The sequence below is a fragment of the Nocardia alni genome (assembly GCF_019038435.1).
Classification (GTDB): domain Bacteria; phylum Actinomycetota; class Actinomycetes; order Mycobacteriales; family Mycobacteriaceae; genus Nocardia; species Nocardia alni.
Map to the genome: position 1 here is coordinate 16290 of NZ_JAGPOX010000100.1, position 20668 is coordinate 36957.

Below are 20668 nucleotides of genomic sequence, written 5' to 3' on the forward strand. Positions count from 1 at the left end.
CCACGAACTGATCGCCGAGAGGGTCCGACCATGTCGCACGAGGTGCCTGGCTCCGGGGGATCGGGGGAATGTTGAACTCGTACAAAGATCTGCGCCGCTGGTTCCCCGCCCTGGAGCCCCAGGCCGCGACCTCGTACGGTCGGCCGAACCCCGACCTGGAAGAGACCCTGTCCCAGGGGTGCGCCGCGCGCTATCCGCACTACATCACCGAGACCGAGCCCGAACCGTTCGACGTCCCCTTCGCCGGTCCCAGGCGTAGCGAATTCGTCGGCGGCTGGTCGGACTGGGTCGCGGGGGGCCACGGTCCTCCCGCGGACGAGCCCCCGCACGACGCCGAACTGGTGCGTCTGCCCCGGGATCGTGACGGCGCGGACGACGATGCGCGGGGCCAAGAACGCGGCGGGACGCCGGACGAGCGCGTGCCGCACGATGATCGGGCAGATATGGATGTGGTGAACGCGCCGACGGGCGCGAAGGAGCAGGGCAACTCCCGCCTCGGTCGTTCGAAGATCGGCCGGGATCGCCGGGGGCATTCCGAGGACCGTCGTCCAGGCAGTGCGGACGAGTCCTCCGGTAGTGAGAGCGCGGGCGGTTCCGGTGTCGCGCTGGCCGATCCCGGCGAGGGCGTCCAGGATGACGCCGACCGGATCGTACGCCCGGATACGGACAACGAAGCCGCTCGGCCGGGCAACGCCGAGAACGTTCCCGACGACGCGGACCCGCACGGCGAGGGCGACCACCTGTCCGAGTCCGACCCTGCCCGCGAGGACGATCACCCGGACGGCGACGAAGATCACCCGGACGACCCGCCCACGGGTGGACGTGGCGGCCGCTTCCGCAGGCGTACCCGGCGCGAGACTCCCGAACCCGTCCACCCGATCGGCCGCGCCGACTGGCTGGACGAATGGCCGGGCGAGAACGACGACTGGCTCGGCGGTAAGGAGCGTTTCGGTCACACCACCTGGTCCGGCACGACCACTTGGTCCGACGCGGAGACACCCCGGCGTCGCCGCGGCCTGCTGACCGCCGCCCGCACGCGGTGGGAAGCCGCCGGTCGTGCCGCACAGGCGGCCGAACGCCGTCGCGCGGCGGAGTCCGAAACGTCGCGGACGACCGGCCCGCAGGCCGCGCGCACCCTGCACGAGCAGAGCGCCTCGAACCGCCTGCGGATAGCGATCGTCCTGGCCGTGGCCGTCCTGCTGCTCGCCGCCCTCGGTGGGTTCGCTCTCTATTTGCTCCACTCCCGCAACGCATCTCACGCAGAGCGCGGGAGGGGCTCGGCGGTGCGCCTGGCCGACGCCACCACCGGGCGGGTCCTGTACTGTCCCACCGAGCGGTCGGGCCTCGTCTTGCGCGGCGCCGACCCGGGCGGTACGGATTCGGGTCCCGAGGCGATCATGTGGTTCCAGCACTCCTACTACGTCGAGCGCTCCGCCGAACGCGCCTGGCGGGTCGTGGCCCCGGGCGCCGCGGTGTCCCCGATCACGCTGGTCCAGCGCGGCATAGACTCCGTGCCGCGCGGAACCGCGTACTGCGTGCGCGTCATCCCATTGGCCGCCGGTAGCACGGCTGCGAATATCGCTGGGGGGAATAGGTTTTCGGTGGAGGTGACCGAGCTACGCCCCGGCGGCACGCCCGCCACCTACGACCGACAGACGGTGACCACCGCGGTGGTGGACGGTCGCACCCTGATCACGGGCATCACGGCCGGGTAAGAGGAGAGCAGACGCATGGGACAGGACTGGAGCCAGTGGCTCGACGAGGCACCCGAGACGGGCGACCCGGCGGCCTCACGCACTCGCAAGGCTCCGGTGGTGCGGTTACGCCGCCGACGCGAGGACGGGAGCGAGGGCGAGGGGATGCGTCCGGTCCTGGTCGTCGGGGGTTGCGGCGGTGCGGGTACCACGACGACGGTGCTGGGCCTGGCGGCCGAACTCGGCGCCGGGGGTTCGACGACCGTCGCCGTCGACGCCACCAGCGCCGGAAGCGATCTGGCCCTGCGCGGCGCCGATGAGCACCTGAGCCCGATCAGCCTGCAGGCCTGGCTCTACGGCCGCGGTGACGATTCCCCCGCACCGCTGAAAGAGTGCCTGTCCCAGTCGAGTTCGGGTATCGGGCTGCTGTGGCGGGATGCCGCCCCGCTGCGCCGCCGCGCCACCTATCTGACCGTGGCTCGGGCCATCGCCGATGCCGGATACACACCGGTCTACGACGGCGGTAGCCCCATCGCCGCCCGACATCTGCGCCCGTTGCTCGAGGACGGTGACATCGCGCTGGTTCTGGCGATCCCGGCGCGTGCCGACGCCGCGAACCGGCTGCGCGTCACGCTGGAATGGCTGGACGACGAATTCGGCGGCCAGACCGAGGGACAGGGCGGCGGCATCGTCGGCGACACCACGATCGTGGTGTCGCATCAGTTGTCCGGCAACGATTCCGCGGTTGCCGACCATTTGCGTGAACATCTCACCGGCTGGGTCCGCGATATCCGCGAGATACCCTACGACCCACACTTGGCGCGCGGAGAACTGGTGCGGCACAACGCACTCGAGGCCGACACACGCAGGGCGTATCGCAACCTGCTGAGTGGGGTGGCATCATGACCGCGGCCATGAAGGACAATCGCAAACCATCGCAGACACCCTCCGGCGACTACGAGCCCCAGGGGGTAGCGGGCGTCGTCGCCCCGCCGGAGCATCGTCGCGCTCCCATCTGGGAGCGGCCCGTACCCGGCGCGGGACGTGCGCCGCTGGTGTGGCTGCTCGGCGTGCACGGCGGCGCGGGCGCCAGCACCCTGGCGCATGTGCTCGCGCCCGCGGCGGATTCGCACCGGCGCTGGCCCGGCGTGTTCGAGCGGGAGTCGCCCTTCGTGATCCTGGTCGCCCGGGAGACCATCGCCGGCCTGACCCGCGCGCACGATCTGCTGCGCCAGCATCACGCGGGCCTGGCCGGCACGTGCGAGGTGCTCGGCCTGATCACCGTGGCCACGCGCCCGGGCCGCATCCCGGCCGAGATCCGGCGCTACCGTGATGTGGTCGGCTCGCTGGCCGGGCCGGTATGGCAGGTGCCGTGGTACGAAGAATGGACCCTGGTCGAACCCGATCAGCTGCCGGTGTGGTCGCCCAGCAACCCGCCGCCGCAGCAGAGCAAACGTAAACTCGATCCGCTGCAGGAGGTTCCGCACGACGTCGACGCACTCGGTGCTGGGATCGTTGCTCTGATACGTGAAAAGGTAAGCTCCACTTCACATTTCAAGGAAGAGGACAGCGAATGAATGCGATGGTAGACACAATTGTGCCCACTCTGCCGTCGCCTCGCGTCGGTAAGCGGCCCTTGCGCCCCACATACGGTGTACCCCCGGTACACGAATTTGGTTTCGGTTCACCTATTGGAGAAGGACGCTCGATGAGTACCATCCTGCTCGCTGTGCACGAGACGTACAGCGCTGTTCTCGCGCAGGTCGGGAATCCGACCCCCGAGGCGCCACCCGCCTCGGACAAATTGCTGAAGTTGGTTCGCTACTTCACCTGGTTCGTGCTGCTGTCCGGCATCCTGGGCATCACCTACGCGGGCGGCAGGTTCGCCTGGGAGAAGTGGACCGGTGGCGGCCTGGAGTCTCCGAAGATGGTGGCCGGCGCCATGATCGGTGGCATCATCGCCACCAGCGCCGGGACCATTATGAACGCCGCCATCGGATCCTGAGGGGCGTGGCGCCCGTGTTGTTGTTCGCCTACAAACAGATGCCGGCCGATGTGCTCGAGCCGCTCATGAAGCTGATCGATTGGCTGCTGTGGGTGGTTCTGTTGGTCTGCCTGGCCTGGTTGATCGTCTCCGCCGGACGCCTGTGGTCGCAGATGCGTTCGAGCTTCGGGGTCAACGACGCGTCGCACGGCATCGTGATGAGTCTGATCGGAGCGATCGTCGCCTCCTCGGCGAGCACGATCGCGCTGGTCCTGCTGCCGACATGACCACGAGGGATATGGCCAACAAGGATAAGGGCTTCCGCGACTCCGACTCCGAGCGCGGCATCTCGTTCGGTGCCATCGCCTCCGCGGCGGTGTTGACACTGATCGTGGTGGTCGGCGTGTTCATGTATGTCACGCACGGCAATTCGAGCCCCAGCGCGTCCAATGCCCCCGCATCGGCGCCTTCTCCGAGTGCGGGTACGCACGCCACCGGGTTCGCGGAGCCGACGACCGACCTGTTCGGCCGACGGGTGGACATACCGAACAATCCCGCGGGACAACCACTTCCGCAGGACGTCAGTAAACAGCACAAGCCGAGCGATGGGGATTGGCTGACCGCCGCGCCGGCGGGCACCACCGATCCGCACGGCTGGCAACGGGTATACGGCGCGTCGGTGCCGTTCTCCACCAGTGACGGTCCGGTCGATATCGAAAACGGTCTGGCCGTTGGTTTCTCGCACACCCCGCAGGGTGCGGCGCTGGCGGCGGCGCAGATCGCCTACCGGCTCAACGCCCGTCCCGGGGATCGGGATCTGTACGTGCACCAGGTGAATGCCAGCCCACCGCAGCTGGCCGCGTACGACTCGGCCCGCTCGGCCGGGCGGTTGCCCGCGCAGGAACCCGAGCGGATCACCCGATATCTGGTGGCGCCGGACGCGTTTCAGATAGAGAACTACGCCGACGATATGGCGATCGTGCGCCTGGCCACCCGTGGCCCGGCGAGCGACGGCCAGCAGCTGTGGGCCGCGGTACGACTGGTGGTGTCGTGGGAGAACGGCGATTGGCGGCTGGAGCCGACCGATGCCGGCAGCTCGCAGACCGAGTTTGTGAACTCGCTGGATGGGTGGACCAAATGGTGAGCGCGGGAGTGTTGACCCGAGGTGATGGGAAACCGAGTGTGAGCGTTGCGATAGCAGGTCCGGATCGATTCACTTCTACGCATGGCGGGGTGAACCAGATGCTCAGGAGAATCGTCACTATTCTCGCGGTGGTCTTCACCGTGACCATTGCGACGCCGACGGTGGCATACGGGCAGACCTACGGCTTCGACCAGACGTGTAACCAAATTTACGACGACCTGAACAACCTTGGCTTACCCGGTGTTTCGCTCGGTGCTGCCGCCTCGGCCGCGTGCAAGGGCGCGAACGCCGCCACGCATCCCGGCGATGCCGCGACCGCGGTGCGGGACAAGGCGTGGGACTCCACCTTCGGCAAGGTGGTCGACTCGTTGATGAACGGCCTGGGCGAGGCGCTGATCATGGCGCTGACCTTCTGGATGAAGGTGCCCAACGAGCGCCTGAGCAACGGCGGCCAGCTGTTCGAGAAGATCAACGAGTACACCTATGAGGCGCAGATCCTGCTGCTGATCGTATCGATCATCCTGTCCGGCGTCAGACTCGCCGAGGCCAGACGCGGGGCCGTCCTGGCGGAGGCGGCCGAATCGTTCCGAATGTTCACCAGGGTGATATTCGCCTCCTGGATGCTCGGGGCGGTGATCGTCGCGGGGACGCAGGCCTCGGACAGGTTCTCCGAGTGGGTGATTCAGGACGCCACCAACGGCCAGGCCCGCAACATCGCCGAGCTGATGGTGAAAACCAGTAAGCTACAAGCATTTTCGCCGGGCCTGGTGCTGATCATCGCGATCGTGGGCCTCCTGGGCGCGCTGGCGCAGATCGTGCTGGCCATTGTGCGACAAGGGATGCTGGTCGTCGCGGCGGGTGTGCTGCCGCTGGCGGCGGCGGCCTCGGGTACCAATATCGGCCGCAACTCCTACAACAAGCTGATCGCCTGGATCATCGCGTTCATGCTGTTCAAACCCGTCGCGGCGATCGTCTATATGATCGCGTTCCTGACCGCGGGCAACACCAGCGACCTGACTCCCGCCGGCGGGCTGCCGGACGCGGATCAGGCACAGCGCATGCTGGTCGCGATCGTGCTGCTGGGCAGCGTCGCGTTCGTGCTGCCGACGCTGATGCGCCTGATCGTCCCGACCGTGGGCCTGGTCGGCAGCGGTGGTTCGGGCTTCACCACCGCCGGCGGCGTGGTGCTTGGCGCGATGGCGCTGGGCGCGGTCGGCACCAAGGCCGTGTCCTACCGCACGACCACGGGAGCGGGTGCGCCCGGATTCGTCGGCGGTCGTGGCGGACGCCCGCCGGGCGGCGCCGGTGGCGGCGGTCGTGGCGGCGGCGCACCGCGTCCCGCACCGCCCCGGGGAGGCGGCGGAGGTGGCGCGCCTGCCGCCGCATCGTCGGCGGCCACCGGATCGGGACCGGCAGCGTCCCAAACGAACAGAGTGATGAACCGCATGGCCAGGGCTCGTGCGACGACCGCCTCGATGCAGCGCGCCGAGTCGGCCGTGGGCGACGTCGCCGGTGACACCTGGGCCAACCGCTCACCCGACCTCGGCAGGAGCACCATCCCACGATGACGACGACCGAAACATACGAGCGGCGCTCGTACGGCCTGTGGCAGAAGCCCCGCAGCGCAGGACTTTTCGGCCTGCGCTGGGGGGAGACGGTGCTGGGCTTCGTGGTGGTCATCACCGCGCTGCTGACGGCGCTGGTGGCCGGTCCGAAACCGGCCTTCTTCGTCGCCGGGGCCGGTGTGGTCGTGATGCTTCCCCTGGTGTGGCGGTCCAACGGCCGCTCGGGCTACGAGACGGGATTGATGATGTTCCATTGGTTACGCGGCCGCAGCAATGGTGAGCACGTGTATCGCGGCGGCCGGTTCTCCCGCATCCCCGGCGGGGTTGCCCGGTTGCCCGGGCTGATGGCTCCGTCCAAGCTCTACGAGGGCATCGACGCCGGTGGGTACAGCTTCGGCATGATCCATCTGCCACAGTACGGGCAGTACACGGTCGTGCTGCGGGCGTGGCCGCAGGGCCACGAGGCGGTGGACCAGCCGGTGATCGACCGGTGGGTGGCCGCGTGGGGCACGTTCCTGGCCTCGCTCGGGCAGACCTCCGACATCATCGCCGTCATCCCGGTGATCGATACCGTCCCCGAGACCGGAAACCGTTTGCTGACAGAGGTTTCCACGATCACCCACCCGCAGGCTCCCGATCTGGCGCAGCAGGTGATGTACGAGCTGGCCACCGAATTGCCGCAGGAGCGTGTGCAACTGCTGCCGCGGGTGTCGATCACGTTCAAGGCCACCACCGCCGAGCGTCGCAAGAATCCGGCCGAGGAGGCGGTGGAGATCGGCCGCCGCCTGCCCGGTATCTGCGCCGCGCTGGCCGAGGCCGGCGTGCGCGCGCAGCCGATGTCCGCCGACGAGGTGATCGCGTTCATCCGGCGCTCGTACGATCCGGCGGCGCAGGCGGATCTGGAGGTCGCGGTCGGCGAACCGGGCGGGCACGGCCTGGACTGGGCCGACGCGGGCCCGATCTCGCACGAGGAGCGCTGGGACCACTTCCTGCACGACGGCGGCCGCTCGGTCACCTGGGAGATGGACACCGCGCCCGAGGGCGCGGTGGACGAGCGGGTGCTGCAGCGTCTGCTCGCGCCGAATCCCGAAGTGCCGCGCAAACGCGTCGCCATCGTGTACCGTCCGCACTCGGCGGCCGACGCCGCGGAGATCGTCGACGACGATTACAAGAACGCGCTGGTCGCCCAGCAGAGCGAACGCGGTGTGGTCTCGGCCGCGGCGACGCTGCGGGTCGGCGCGACCCAGCAGGCCCGGGAGGAACAGGCCCGCGGCCACGGCGTGACCCGCTTCGGGGCCCTGGTGACGATCACCGAGCCCCTGCGCGGCGATCTGCCGCGGATCGAGGCGATCACGCGCGATCTGTCCACACAGGCGCGCCTGCGGATTCGACGGTGTTACCGCTACCAGGCGGCGGGCTTCGCGGCCTCGCTCGGGTGCGGGGTGATTCTTCCGGAGCACGCGACCATTCCGAAAGCATTGGCGGGGTGACAGAGTATGGCGGGTGACGACGGCGAGGTGCCGGTTCGCTATCGCGGCGAACCGCCCCGCTATAGCGAGCGGGTGGTGGATCCGGAGAATCCGGTGCCGCCTCGGCGCGGATCGCGGCGCACGGACGAATGGGACGTGGAGGCCTACACGCCCGGAGAGCCGCGTGCCGCCGATTGGGACGACGCGCCGATGCGCCCGCGCCGGGAGCCGCCCGGGACCGGACGCAAGCGGTCCGATTACCCGTCGATGGACTCGGAACCGGTGCGGGCGCCGCGGGGCGAGCGCCGCGGGGCGACGTCCACAGGCCGTGGGGCGCAGCGTGATTCGAGGAACAGGAACCAGTCGGAGACGGTGGCGCGGGAGCGCGGGACGGTCGCCGAGCCCGGTCCGGGGCCGGTGGGCCGGGACCCGGGACGCGAGCATGCGCCGGATTTCGCCCCGGTGGGCCCGGACGCCGCACCCATGGACCCCGCGGGTGTCGATCCGGTGGCTGCCGACTCCGCCTCGCGCGAACTCGGTACGCGCCTGGACCCGGTGGCGCCCGAGCAACTCGCGCTCGAATCCAGTTCTGTACAGGGACGATCCGCGGACCACGACGCGCAGGTGACGCCGTCCCCGGATACCGCCGACGACCGCACCGGCGCGGCTCGCGCGGCCAATGACCGAACCGGGAGAGGTCGTGAGGATATGCCGGACAGACACAACGGACAGCGGCAGCGTCCGCCGCAGCAGCCGACAGAGTGGTCCGGGTCGAACGCGCCGACCGATCGGCACTCGCTGGTCGATCCGAATGCCGTGTACGGCAACGGTTCCCGGCGTCAGCCGGACCGGGGAGAGCGCGCCGACGCCGCGCACCTGACCCGCAACCGAGCGCCGGCCTCCGAGCGCAACGGCCGCCGGGTGACCGATCGCAACGGTGAGCGCGTGCGCGGGAGTTCGCGCCGGGCGAGTGAGCGGGCGGCCGCCGCCGAGGCCACCGCTGCGGCGCGCAAGCGAAAGGGCAAGGCCGCCAAGCCGCGCAAGCAGGGTCCGTCGATTCTCGACGACATCACCCGCGCGCGGCTCGAGGCCGTCGCGCGCGAGGGCGCGGGCCTGCGCGCGGCGTGGGCGACCTTCCGCATCCGCACCGACGATCTGCGCCGGATGAATGCCGCCGCGCGCACCGAAGGCGATCAACCAGACGGATTCGACCGTGCCACGGCGCAATTGACCGATCGTGGCTACGTCGGCGCGGGCGGCGGCCGGATGAACGTGGTGGGCCGGCCGGTCGAATACCGCGCCACCACCGCGCAGGTCGCGGGCCTGTGGCCCTGGTCGGTCGGTGCGGGCGCGCCGCTGATCGGCACCCCGCTCGGCTCGCATCTGCACACCGGCGCGCCCGTCTGCTTCGATCCGATGAACTGGTTCATGCGCGGCAGCTTCATTACCGCGCCGAGTCTTTTCGTGTTGGGCCTCAACGGTTTCGGCAAGTCCTCGCTGGTGCGCCGCATCGTGCTGGGCGGCATCGCCCAGGGCATCACCCCGCTCATCCTGGCCGACGTCAAACCCGACTACCGCCACATGATCGAGATGGTCGGCGGACAGGTCATCGACCTGGGTTACGGCCACGGCAAACTGAATCCGCTGGCCGGCGGTGTGCTCGGCCAGGTCGTGCCGCTGCTGGAAGATCTGCCCGCCTTGCAGATTCAGGTCACCCAGGAGCTGCGCGCCCGGCAGGTCACGCTGATCGCGGGCCTGGTCGAGCTGGTGCGCGGGGCGCGGGTGCGCGACTACGAGGAGACCCTGATCTCCACCGGGCTGAGCATTCTCTACCGCGAGGGCAGCGGGTTCGCCCCGGAGAGCCCGCCGATCATGGAGAATCTGCTCGACGTCATCGTGGCGGGCGGCGAGCAGTTGATGCTCGACGCGGGCGCCGACTCGGCGGACGAATACCTCGAGGCGATCAAGGGCCTGCGCCGCTCGCTGCGCGCCCTGACCCAGGGCCCCTTCGGCGCGATCTTCAACGGGCAGACCACGACCCCGATCGATACGACCGCGGTCGCGGTGTGCATCGACGTGTCGCACATCCCCACTGGCGACAAGAAGCTCAAGGCCGCGGTGATGTTGTCCTGCTGGGCCGACGGTTTCGCGTCCGTGGAGGCCGCGCACGTGCTGGCCGACGCCGACCTGGGCGCGCAGCGCTACTTCCAGGTCGTGATGGACGAGCTGTGGCAGGTGCTGGGGCTGGGCGATTTCATGGTCGACCGGGTCGACGAGCTGACCCGTCTGCAGCGCGGCCTGGCCACCTCGCTGATCATGATCAGCCACACCATCAAGGACCTGCAGTCACTGGGCTCCGAGGCCGCCATCGCCAAGGCGATCGGTTTCCTGGAGCGAGCTCGCGCGAAGATCTTCGGCGCGCTGCCGCCCGAGGAGATCAAGCGGCTGGATTCGACGGTTCCCTTCACATCGGCCGAGGAGGAAATGGTGACCGGATGGTCTGCGCCCCAGGCGTTGACGGGTGAGGCGCTCAAGCCCGGCCAGGCCCGCCCGCCCGCACCCGGCACCGGCAAATTCCTGCTGAAGATCGGCGAGGATCGCCGGCCGGGCATACCGTTCCACATGGAGTTCACGCCCTCGGAGAGGGAGAGCGGAATCCACGAAACCAACCAGCGTTTCAGCGAATTCACCGAATCCACTGCCCGCCGCGATGGCGACTCCACCGGCGGCGAGGGTGACGAGGGGAGTGCCGCGTGAGAGGCAGCCACGGTCGGTTAGGGAGGTTGGCCGTATGATGCCGCACAGGTCGTATCGACGAGTGTCACCGCAGGTGCGCCAGGCCGCGGTCCAGCAGGTGGTCGCGTTGACGGGCAAGCTGCGCAGCGAATCCGAGGCATGCCGGGTGGTGGCCGAGCAGATCGGCGTGCACACCAATTCGGTGCGCAACTGGGTCCGCGCGGCCGAGGGCCCGGGCCTGGATCGCATGGACGCGGGCGCGCTGCGCCGCAAAGTGGCCCTGCTGCAACAACAACTGGCGGCCGCCGCGGAAATGAACCGCACCCTCGTCGAAACCCTCAACGACAACAAACGTCTCACGTGAGCGCTGTTTTTCCGCGAAAAGGAAAGCCGTGATCACACGCGGGTGTGGATCACGGCAGTCGGCACGCCAGGATGACGGGGTGGGCGTGTGCTGAACGTCAAATCCTGGTTGTGGATGGGGCTGGGCAGTGTGATCGCGTTGCTCGCACTGGTGATCGTGATCGTGCTGCCGTCCTCCGAGGACGATTGCGCGGATCAGCAGACGGTGTCCAGTACCGCGCCCACCTCCGGTGGCAGCGGGCTGTCGGGTGAGGCGGCGCCCTCGGGCGGTGCGCCGGATACGGCCGCTCCCGGTGCGTCGATATCGAATGCGCCGGCCGCGGCGCCGAGTGTGCCCAGGACGTACGGGCCACCGATTCCCGGGCGGGCCACGAACTCTCCGAACGGGGCGAATCAGCCTGCTGCGGGAGGCATTACACAAGGTCCGCCGAATGCGCCCGCGGCGCTGGTGAATCCGGGGCCGACCGCGCCGGGTTCGGGGGATCCGCTCGCGCCGATCCGGCGGGTCTGGCCGCTGCCCGCCGGAACCTTCCACGTCACCGATCCGTTCGGTGCGCGCGGCGGCACGCATATGGGTGTGGACTTCGGCGCCCCGGACGGTACGCCCATCTACTCCGTGGCCGACGGCACCGTCGTGGCCGCCGGTCCGGCCTCGGGATTCGGGAACTGGATCGTCATCGACTCCACCGACGTCAACGGGCGCCCCTTCTCCGCGGTGTACGGGCACGAATGGACCAGCGGCGTGCGGGTGCAGGTGGGGCAGCGGGTCCGGGCGGGACAGCAGATCGGCGCGGTCGGCTCGGCGGGCGAATCCTCGGGCCCGCACCTGCATTTCGAGATCGTCCCGGGCGGCCGGCTGACCGGCGGGACCCAGATCGATCCGCTGCCCTGGCTGGACGGTGCGCCCACCCCGCAGGCCGGTGGCGCCTACCCGAATTCGGTGGATCCGTTGTGCGTCCGCGGTTTCGGCACCGCGGGAGGTGCGCTCGCGCCGGGCAAGGTGCCGCCCGAACTCGAAATCTGGTATCGCCGTGCGGGTTCGATCTGCCCGGAGATCACACCGTCGATCCTGGCCGCGCAGGGACGGCAGGAGTCGGGCTTCCAGCGCGGACTGACCTCCCCGGCCGGGGCCGAGGGCCTGGCCCAATTCCTGCCCGGCACAGCGGCCGAGACCGATCCCGACGACGGCAAGCCGTATCTGCTCGACGTGGACGGCAGGGGCTCGCCGAGCCTGTGGGACGACGGCGACTCGATCATCGCGCAGGGCCGCTACATGTGCGCGCTGGCGCACGAGATCGAGGGCTGGGAGCGGCAGGGCAAGGTGCACGGCGAAGTGGTGCCGCTCACGCTGGCCGCCTACAACGCCGGTGCGGGCGCGGTGCTCGCCTCGGGCGGCATGCCCGATCAGGTGGCCGCGCATTTCACCGAGACCCAGCCGTACGTCGCGAACATCCTGGCGATGGAACCGTCCTACCGGGCGGCCGGTTCGGAGGGCCGATTCGAGCCCGGGACCTCCGAGGGTTCCGGCGGCGACGCGGTCGTGCAGGCGGGGGAGCAGTGGCTCGGCACCCCGTACGTGTGGGGCGGCGGCGGTCCGGGCGGGCCGACCTCCGGCGGCCTGGACGGTCCGGGCCTGACCTCGGCGGCGGTCTTCGCGGCCTCCTCGGGCCGAATCAACCTGCCGCGCACCGCCGAACAGCAGTGGGAGATGGGCGAGGAGGTGACGCTGTCCCAGGCGCGGCCCGGCGATCTGGTGTTCTCCCGCTTCGGCCGGCGCGGTCCCGCGGAGGTGGGGATCTACATGGGCGGCGGCACGATGCTGCGCGCCGCCGATCCATCGGGTGTCAGCAAGGCGCCGATTCCGGGCGATGTTCGGTTGCGGAGGATGCTGTGAATACTGGACACGCCGGGCATGACGACTCGCCGGTAGCTGCGAACTGTCGGTCTCGCCGGATAGCCTGGAGGGAGCGCTTGGGAATCCTGGGTGGCAAGGCTCCGAGGTCCGTCCGATATGTGAATGTGGTGGTGATACTGGTGGTGGGCATCGCGGTATCGACCGCCGCGTGCGGTGGTGGCAGTTCGAGTTCGGATTCGGTGCAGGCGCCGACCTCCACCGTCCGGCCGCTCGAGGCCGCCCCGGCGCCGGATCCGAGCACCCCCGACGGCGTCGCGGTCGCGGCGCTGAAGGAGATCTACACCTGGTATCCGGCGCGCGAGTCGCAGGGCTCATCGCTCCAGCGTGCGCAGAAGTGGCTGGGCCCCAGCCTGATTCGCGCACTCGACACGCCGCCGAGCCCGAACGAGACGCCGGGCACCTCGCTGCAGTGGGCGCAGTGGGCCCAGGCCGGCGCGACGGTGCGGGCCTTCGCCTTCGCCTCGGACGAGACGGCGCCGCCCAGCGCCGATCCCGACCATCAGCAGTACAAGATCGGAATCGAGCAGACCGTCGTCTATCCCGACGGCCACAACGAGTCGCTGCCACCCACGACGGTCATCGCCACCGTCGTGCGCACTCCCAGCGGCTGGCGGCTCGACGGATTCCGCTGAGCGGCAACCACATAACGCATCACCAGGAGGCGGACATGGCGAAGAAGAAGGTGCAGGACCCGGCCGTACCGGGCCCCGACGTCACCCTGTATATGATCTACTTCGGGTTCGCGGTCCTCGGAACCCTGTGGGTGGCGCTGCAACTGGGCAATCTCCTGTCCTCCACCAAGCAGAACATCCCGATCAACCCGATCGCGATCGCGATCGCGCTGGTGAAGGGCAAGCTGCACTGGCCCTTCCCGTCGACGCTGATCGTGCTCTTGGTGATCTTGGCGGTGATCGCGTATGTGATGATTCGGAAGGAACTCGCGAAGCGCCGTAGTAAGGGCGTACTCGCGGTCGACGCCAAAGCGCAACATATGGGCCAGGGCGGGGCTATCGCCGCGCTGACCGAGAAGGGTGTGCGCGAGAAGGCCACCCAGCTCGATGTTTCACTGGGCTACAACGATTCGCCCGGCGTCCCGATCGGCATCTCTGTCGCCGAGGGTATCCCGTTGTACGGCTCCTACGAGGATCTGCATCTGGATATCTGGGGTCCGCGTCAGGGCAAGTCCACCTCGCGGGTGATTCCGGCGATCCTGTCTGCGATAGGCCCGGTGATCGCGACCTCGAACAAGCGCGATGTTGTCGACGCGACGCGTGGTGTAAGGGAGCGTAAGGGCGATCCACGCTACGTCTACGTCTTCGATCCCCAGGGCGTGGCCATGGGGCCGGAGGAGACGGTTACCTGGTATTGGGATCCGCTGCGTTGGGTGGACGCGCGGCGGCCAGGCTGTGAGATGCGTGCGGCGCAGCTGGCCGGCCACTTCGCCGACGCCGACAGCGGCAGCGATTCCAAGGGTGACGCCTATTTCGATACCGAGGCCGAGGACCTGCTGGCGAGCCTGTTTTTGGCCGCGGCGGTGGCGCAGCAGCCGATCGTGCAGGTATGGGAGTGGGTCACCAACTCTCGTAATCCGGAGCCTATCGAGGTTCTGCGTCAGGCCACGTCCTACTGGCAATCCGCCGACTTGAGCCTGACGGCGTCGAGTCTGTCCGCGCAGTACAACACCGACGAGCGCACCAAGAGCGGCATCTTCGGTACGGCCAAGAAGATGATCGGCTGCCTGAAGATGTCCAATGTGCATCCGTGGATCACGCCGGGCGGTGACCGATATGAATTCGACGAGCTGGAATTTCTCGAACGCAACGGCACGTTGTACAGCCTCTCGCTGGAGGGTCGCGGTTCGGCTGCTCCGCTGGTCAGTGCACTGACCGCAGCCGTGATCGATGTGGCGATGCGCCAGGCGACCCAAATGCCGCACGGGCGGCTGCGGGTGCCGCTGCTCGCGGTACTGGACGAGGCCGCGAACGTGGTGCGCTGGAAGGATCTTCCCAAGCAATACAGCCATTTCGGCTCGCGCGGCATCGTCGTGATGACCGTTCTGCAATCGTGGGCGCAAGGCGCACGATGCTGGGGCGAGGACGGCATGGCGGCGCTGTGGTCGGCGGCAAACATTAAGGTCCTGGGCAGCGGCATCGACGACACCAAATTCCTCACCGAACGGTCGGAGGTCATCGGAGACTATGACTCGATCTCCCAGTCGATGTCGGAATCCAAGGGAGGCAAGAGTTATTCACGCTCGCTCGGCTCGTCGCGCACCTTCAACGTCAACGCCTTGGTCACCCTGCCGCGTGGGCGCATCATCGTGTTCACCTCGGCTGCTCCGGCCGTCCTGGTCCGCACCATCCCCTGGTGGGAGGGCGAGTACGATAGCGAAGTTCGCGCGTCGCTCGAGCGCTACGAGCCCGGTGCTCGCCGCACTACCACGATGAGCGATCTCGTTCAGGAGCGTGAGCTCGCCCCGGCGAATCAGCCGGACCAGTACGGACAACCGCAGGAGGTTCAGCCCCTGTGATGGATTGTGGTACAGGAATCATGGGCGTTAGCGAGGTGGATCGGTGACGCAACCGGAGGAGTCGACGCCCACGCACTTCAGAAACGTCGCGGCTTTCGTCGACGAGTACCTGCGCTACATTTATCAGCGGCAGGTCACCGATACCACTGACGCCGTGTGGTGCCCGGAATGGTGGAAGCACACCGAGGCGGTCGTCCGGCTGGACTCGCTCTGGCGGGCATGGGAGCACTACCGATTGAGGGAGACCACCGGCCTTAGTATCTGGTTCACCGACCATGCTGATCCGCACATGACCAAGCTGCTCGACCCTTCTGGTCCGTTCAAGTACTGCAACGCGCGTCATGGACATCGCCAGTTGTTGGCGCCACTACCGCTGACTTCTCCGCCACGGGAGGTCTTCGACTGGATGGCGCCGTTGACACCTCCGTTGCCGGAGAGTTCCAAGGAGAAGGAACCTGTCGACAGGGTCTACGCATCGGTGGTCGAATTCGTAGAGAACTACTTGAGCGTGACCTATCAGCGTCAGGTCACCGATACCACCGAAACTGTTTGGTGTCCGGAGTGGTGGCGGCACCCCGAGGCGATCATTCGGCTCGATTCACTGTGGCGGGCATGGGAATTCTTCCGGCAGAAAGCTCCGGTGGGCCTCAGCGAGTGGTTCCTGACCCTGGCCGACCCGCAGATGAAGCAGCTGTTGGACCCGCGCGGCCCGTTCCGCTATTGCAGCGCACGGCATGGGCATAAGGAACTACTCACCCCGCTACCGTCAGCAGTCAGTCCGGGAATGTTCACCGATCCGGACGACGCCAGGGACTACCGGGTCTGATCGAATACCCCTGTGCGGCTGGCATTGCCAGCCGCACAGGATTAGGAGTGCGGTCGCACCACTGACGGCACTCCTTGCCGCCACTGGTCGAGCAACAGCCTTCGACGTACCCGTAACACCAAAGTTTATTCGCGTACGCGGGCCAGTCCGCGGCCCTCGAGTTCGCGAGACTGTGCAAGTCGCCTGGTCTCATCCGGCAAAGTCCTTACCGCTTCCGATGCAGGCTGCGCTTGGCCGACCTCCATGAGCATTCGCACGGCGGCCAGCTCCGGCGCGACGCCGATGCGGGAGAGGTGCTGCGCGAGGGCTGAACGGCGCTCGGTGGAGTCGTAACGGATGGGTGCGCGGGAGGAGGCTGCGGCCTGGGCGGCGCTTCGTGCTGTGCTGGCATGTTCGGAGAAGCTGTCCTTCTCCAGGGAGACGCCCTTTTCCAAGGGCGGCCTCTCCAACATGCGTGAGAGCTCGGAGTTGCGCGGATCTCGGGCCTTGGACTCCCGAGACTCCCGGAGCTGAAGTTCGCGGGCCTCCTTGATCCGCGATTCAGTTACCTTGACGCGGGCCTCGGCTTCCTTCTGCCCGCGTTCCCGGGTGCGCAGCGCGACCAAGGTCGCTAGCTGCAACATTTGCCTCATAATCGCGGCTGTTTCGCGACCGATGTCGTCGAGTTCCTCGGCCATGGCCTGCTCCCCGATGCTGCAGTGAGATCACTATGGATGATTGTGGTGCATCGTGACGGACAACGCCACAGGAACGGTGGTTCCAACGGCGGCATCCCACCCGCAACCTGGAGGCCGAACTGAGGAAGCGAGTGCGACTGCCCTGTGGGGCGACGAACTCACCGTCGTACTCCGTATCGCCAGTCTACCAGCCAAAATGCAGGGTTACCTTAGTTGCTTGTACAGAAAGCATATAACGCGCATTTCCGGCGCATCCGCAAACCCGCCCAACTCGCAATAATGAGGATGCCCGAACGCGATCGGGGGACGCACGCCCGACACGCCCCGGCCGGAGCGAAACCAGCTTGCGGTCCGCTCCGGCCGGGGGACGACCGATCAGCTCACCGTGACGGACTTGAAAGCCACCGGTAGGTTCGGTTTGCCACCGCCGGCCGAGGAGTCCATAGAGTGGTCGTCGCCGGCCTTGGCGATCTTGTCGAGCGTGGCCAGGCCGGGCTCGTCGATGGTGCCGAAGATGGTGTACTGCGGGGGCAGCTGGGAATCGCCGAACATCAGGAAGAACTGGCTGCCGTTGGTGCCGTTGCCGGACTGCGGGTCAGCCCCGGCGTTGGCCATCGCGATCACGCCGCGCTTGTACTCGACCGGGTTCTGCGCGTTGGGGTCGTCCTTGGCGTACTGGTCGGTCGGATACTCGTTGTCGAACTCGTATCCCGGACCACCCTGCCCGCTGCCGGTCGGATCGCCGCACTGCAGCATCTTCAGGCCCTCGGTGCTCAGGCGGTGGCAGGGCGCGCCGTCGTAGAACTTCTGCTGGGCCAGGCTCACGAAGCTGTTCACCGTGCACGGCGATTCGCCCTGGTTCAGGCTCAGCCCGATCGGTCCCTGCGTGGTCTGGATCTGGACCTTGGTGGCGCCGGAGGTGGAGACCTGGGTCTTGTCCGGCTTGTGAATTCCGGGCTTGGCGGACTGCCCGCCGTCGCGGTAGGTGCAGCTCACCGTCGCGGGCAGCGGCTTCGGGGCCGGCGGGGCCGCGGCCTGCGGTGTGCTGGACAGTGAGGGGTCGGCGCTGGTCGTGGCCGCGGCCGAATTCTTGCTTTGATCGTCACCGCGCGTCAGGTAGTAGATACCGACGCCCGCCGCGACCACGATGACCACCCCGAGCACGGACCCGGCGATGGTGAGCTGCTTGCGCCGCCGGGCGCGCTCGGCCCGCCGGGCCATCTGCCGCTCCAGCTTGCGTTTGGCCGCTGCTCGTCGCTGTTCGTTACTCGGCACTCCTAGTACCTCCCGTGTAGGTCCGCGTTCGTCGCAAGAGTCTGCCATTTATTCCTGAGATAGCCCTATATATGGTCGGCGACGTCGAGTCGATCCCCATGGATAACCGGTTGGACTTGCCCGGGACGAGTAGGGGAGACTGGACGATCGTGACCAAGACCAGCAGCTTCACTGCCCCGAAGGGGATCCCGGATTACGTTCCGCCCGGCTCCGCGGAGTTCGTCGCCGTGCGTGACGCGCTCGTGCGTTCGGCGCGACTGGCTGGTTACGGGCATATCGAGCTGCCGATCTTCGAGGACACCGGGTTGTTCGCCCGGGGCGTCGGTGAGTCGACCGATGTGGTGAGCAAGGAGATGTACACCTTCGCCGATCGTGGCGACCGCAGCGTCACGTTGCGTCCGGAGGGCACGGCCGGGGTGATGCGCGCGGTGATCGAGCACGGTCTCGATCGCGGGCAGTTGCCGGTGAAGCTGTATTACACCGGGCCGTTCTTCCGCTACGAGCGGCCGCAGGCCGGGCGTTACCGCCAGTTGCAGCAGGTCGGCGTCGAGGCGATCGGCGTGGACGATCCGGCGCTGGACGCGGAGGTCATCGCGGTCGCCGACGCCGGGTTTCGTTCGCTCGGCCTCGACGGTTTCCGGCTGGAGATCACCTCGCTGGGCGACGACACCTGCCGCCCGCGGTATCGAGAACTGTTGCAGGAGTTCCTGTTCGCGCTCCCACTGGACGAGGAGACCAGGCGGCGTGCGGAGTTGAACCCGCTGCGCGTGCTGGACGACAAGCGTCCGGAGGTACGTGAGCTGACAGCCGACGCGCCGCTCATGCTCGACCACCTCTCCGATTCGGCCAAGGTGCATTTCGAGCAGGTGCTGGGGCACCTGGACGCGCTGGGTGTGCCGTACACGGTCAATCCGCGCATGGTCCGCGGCCTGGACTACTACACCAAGACCACGTTCGAATTCGTGCACGACGGTCTGGGTGCGCAGTCCGGCATCGGCGGCGGCGGCCGGTACGACGGGCTGATGGCTCAGTTGGGCGGGCAGCCGTTGTCGGGCATCGGTTTCGGGCTCGGCGTCGACCGTACGATGCTGGCGCTGGCGGCCGAGGGCAAGGCCGCCGCGGAGCCGGCCCGGGTGGACGTGTTCGGGGTGCCGCTGGGCGAGTCCGCGACCGCGCGTCTGGTCGTGCTGGCCGCGCGGCTGCGGGCCGCGGGCATCCGGGTGGACCTGGCCTACGGTGGGCGCGGGGTTAAGGGCGCGATGAAGGCGGCCGACCGTTCCGGGGCGAAATACGCTCTGGTACTTGGTGATCGGGATCTGGCCGAGGGTGAGATCGGCCTGAAGGACCTCGGCTCGGGCGATCAGCGGCAGATCCCGCTCGATGACGTCGTGGCGACTGTCTCGACGGCTCTCGCGCGGCAGTGATAGTAGGCTCGGCGACCAGGTCTGGATCGGCGGAGCGAGGGGCTGTGGTCGGCGAGTTTTCCGTAGCGGGGCGGGTGCGGCCGGGATCCGAGGTGGGTCCTGGCCCGCCGAAACGAGTCGGGGGCAGTCCAACTCAGTGCGTTCGTCTCACATCCCCGGTCGCGCAAGGCGATTCGGTCAGGCGTTCGCGACCCCGCTACCCGGACGAATGTGAACGTGACTGAACAATCGAATCCCGCAGGGGCCCAACGTGTCGGGCTCGACCTGATCGCGCCCGAGGTGTACACCCCGGTGCTGCGCCGGCTCACCCTGGTCGCCGCCGTGGTGGGCCTGATCGTGGCGCTGGTGCTCGCGTTCATGGTGATCTGGCCGGTCGCGGTGCTGGCCGGTGTGCTGTTCATGCTGCCTGCCGCGGTGTATGCGGCCTCGATCTACCGGCGTCGAATCTGGTTGGTGGGCAATGTCATCGAGGCCCGCACCCTGCTGGGCCGCCGCCGCGTCGACATCGCGGCCGCGGCCGGTGTGGAGATCCTGGTCTTCCCCGGCCGCCTGAGCCGAATTGTGCTGCGCGTCACCGCCGACCGCGGCCGCCAGATCGTCCCACTGGCCATGTACACCGACGCGGGCGGCGGCCGCGAACTCCACATCCTGGGCCTGCGCAAACTCGCCGACGCCCTGGCAGCCTGCCCCCTGGCCGCCGCCCTCGCGGTTTCCGACATCCTGGTCGGCCAGCTCCGCGCCGAGGCCCGCGACGCAGGCCTGGGGGAGCGCCCGCTGTACCGCGCGGTGAAGCTGGTTCGCGCGAAGGACACAGTCCAACCTGTCACCCTGACCGATACAGACATCGCCTCCCTCGGGTAGATCGAGGGTGGGCTGTCCTGGGAACCGGCCCGCGACCGGGGGTTGCCGGAGCGGCCTCTGTGTCGCGGTGAAGCTGACAGGGCGAAGGACACAGTCCGACCTGTCACCCTGACCGATACAGACATCGCCTCCCTCGCGTACATCAAGGGTGGGGTTGCCCTGGGGTCCAGCCCGTGACCGGGGTTGCCAGGGCGACCTCCCGTGT

18 protein-coding genes are annotated in these 20668 nt (G+C 68.2%); 16 read left to right on the top strand and 2 right to left on the bottom strand.

The window, feature by feature from the left end; all coding sequences use genetic code 11:
• Window positions 1-68: 68 nt before the first annotated feature.
• The 14 genes from JZ791_RS30380 to JZ791_RS46625 all read left to right on the top strand — a co-directional run bounded on the left by JZ791_RS30380 (window position 69) and on the right by JZ791_RS46625 (window position 16226).
• Window positions 69-1715 (top strand): DUF8176 domain-containing protein, encoded by a 1647-nt coding sequence (locus tag JZ791_RS30380; RefSeq protein ID WP_216898993.1) that lies wholly within the window; start codon window positions 69-71, stop codon window positions 1713-1715.
• Between the two features lie 15 nt (window positions 1716-1730).
• On the top strand, window positions 1731-2600 hold the full coding sequence (locus JZ791_RS30385) for a MinD/ParA family ATP-binding protein (RefSeq protein ID WP_216898995.1): 870 nt from the start codon (window positions 1731-1733) through the stop codon (window positions 2598-2600).
• Window positions 2597-3271, top strand: coding sequence for a hypothetical protein (locus tag JZ791_RS30390; protein WP_254206599.1), 675 nt, complete (start codon window positions 2597-2599; stop codon window positions 3269-3271). The genes JZ791_RS30385 and JZ791_RS30390 overlap by 4 nt, the downstream gene beginning before the upstream one ends.
• A gap of 131 nt (window positions 3272-3402) precedes the next feature.
• Window positions 3403-3699, top strand: coding sequence for a hypothetical protein (locus JZ791_RS30395; protein WP_067666614.1), 297 nt, complete (start codon window positions 3403-3405; stop codon window positions 3697-3699).
• 5 nt (window positions 3700-3704) lie between these two features.
• Window positions 3705-3965, top strand: a complete 261-nt coding sequence (locus JZ791_RS30400) for a hypothetical protein (RefSeq protein WP_308163160.1) — start codon at window positions 3705-3707, stop codon at window positions 3963-3965.
• Window positions 3962-4822: a DUF8175 domain-containg protein gene (locus JZ791_RS30405; RefSeq protein WP_254206600.1), complete on the top strand. Its 861-nt coding sequence runs from the start codon at window positions 3962-3964 to the stop codon at window positions 4820-4822. Before JZ791_RS30400 ends, JZ791_RS30405 begins: the two co-directional genes overlap by 4 nt.
• Window positions 4823-4920: 98 nt before the next feature.
• On the top strand, window positions 4921-6390 hold the full coding sequence (locus JZ791_RS30410) for a hypothetical protein (protein ID WP_216898997.1): 1470 nt from the start codon (window positions 4921-4923) through the stop codon (window positions 6388-6390).
• A complete protein-coding gene (locus JZ791_RS30415; protein WP_216898999.1) occupies window positions 6387-7877 on the top strand; it encodes an SCO6880 family protein in 1491 nt (496 codons plus the stop codon). Before JZ791_RS30410 ends, JZ791_RS30415 begins: the two co-directional genes overlap by 4 nt.
• Window positions 7878-7883: 6 nt before the next feature.
• The gene (locus JZ791_RS45380) at window positions 7884-10613 is read left to right on the top strand and encodes a hypothetical protein (RefSeq protein ID WP_254206601.1); all 2730 of its coding nucleotides are present in this window, start codon (window positions 7884-7886) and stop codon (window positions 10611-10613) included.
• 34 nt (window positions 10614-10647) lie between these two features.
• On the top strand, window positions 10648-10956 hold the full coding sequence (locus JZ791_RS30425) for a transposase (protein WP_216899001.1): 309 nt from the start codon (window positions 10648-10650) through the stop codon (window positions 10954-10956).
• An 87-nt stretch (window positions 10957-11043) separates the two neighbouring features.
• Window positions 11044-12849 carry a peptidoglycan DD-metalloendopeptidase family protein gene (locus tag JZ791_RS30430; RefSeq protein WP_438804571.1) on the top strand — a complete coding sequence of 602 codons (1806 nt, stop codon included), beginning with the start codon at window positions 11044-11046 and terminating at the stop codon, window positions 12847-12849.
• Window positions 12850-12968: 119 nt separating this feature from the next.
• Window positions 12969-13502, top strand: coding sequence for a hypothetical protein (locus JZ791_RS30435; protein ID WP_308163161.1), 534 nt, complete (start codon window positions 12969-12971; stop codon window positions 13500-13502).
• 35 nt (window positions 13503-13537) lie between these two features.
• Complete coding sequence (locus JZ791_RS30440) at window positions 13538-15400, top strand: type IV secretory system conjugative DNA transfer family protein (protein WP_216899003.1); 1863 nt, start codon at window positions 13538-13540, stop codon at window positions 15398-15400.
• A gap of 43 nt (window positions 15401-15443) precedes the next feature.
• Window positions 15444-16226 (top strand): DUF4913 domain-containing protein, encoded by a 783-nt coding sequence (locus tag JZ791_RS46625; RefSeq protein WP_308163162.1) that lies wholly within the window; start codon window positions 15444-15446, stop codon window positions 16224-16226.
• A gap of 125 nt (window positions 16227-16351) precedes the next feature.
• On the opposite strand, the gene JZ791_RS30455 is transcribed toward JZ791_RS46625, so the two are convergent.
• Both JZ791_RS30455 and JZ791_RS30460 read right to left on the bottom strand, forming a co-directional pair.
• Entirely contained in the window at window positions 16352-16903 is a 552-nt protein-coding gene (locus JZ791_RS30455; protein ID WP_216899005.1) for a hypothetical protein, read from the bottom strand.
• A 375-nt stretch (window positions 16904-17278) separates the two neighbouring features.
• Window positions 17279-18178, bottom strand: coding sequence for a peptidylprolyl isomerase (locus JZ791_RS30460; RefSeq protein ID WP_216899007.1), 900 nt, complete (start codon window positions 18176-18178; stop codon window positions 17279-17281).
• Between the two features lie 149 nt (window positions 18179-18327).
• Between JZ791_RS30460 and hisS the strand changes: the two genes are divergently transcribed.
• Both hisS and JZ791_RS30470 read left to right on the top strand, forming a co-directional pair.
• Entirely contained in the window at window positions 18328-19602 is a 1275-nt protein-coding gene (gene hisS / locus JZ791_RS30465; RefSeq protein WP_216899009.1) for a histidine--tRNA ligase, read from the top strand.
• Between the two features lie 216 nt (window positions 19603-19818).
• Window positions 19819-20463, top strand: a complete 645-nt coding sequence (locus JZ791_RS30470) for a hypothetical protein (protein WP_216899011.1) — start codon at window positions 19819-19821, stop codon at window positions 20461-20463.
• Window positions 20464-20668: the final 205 nt, after the last annotated feature.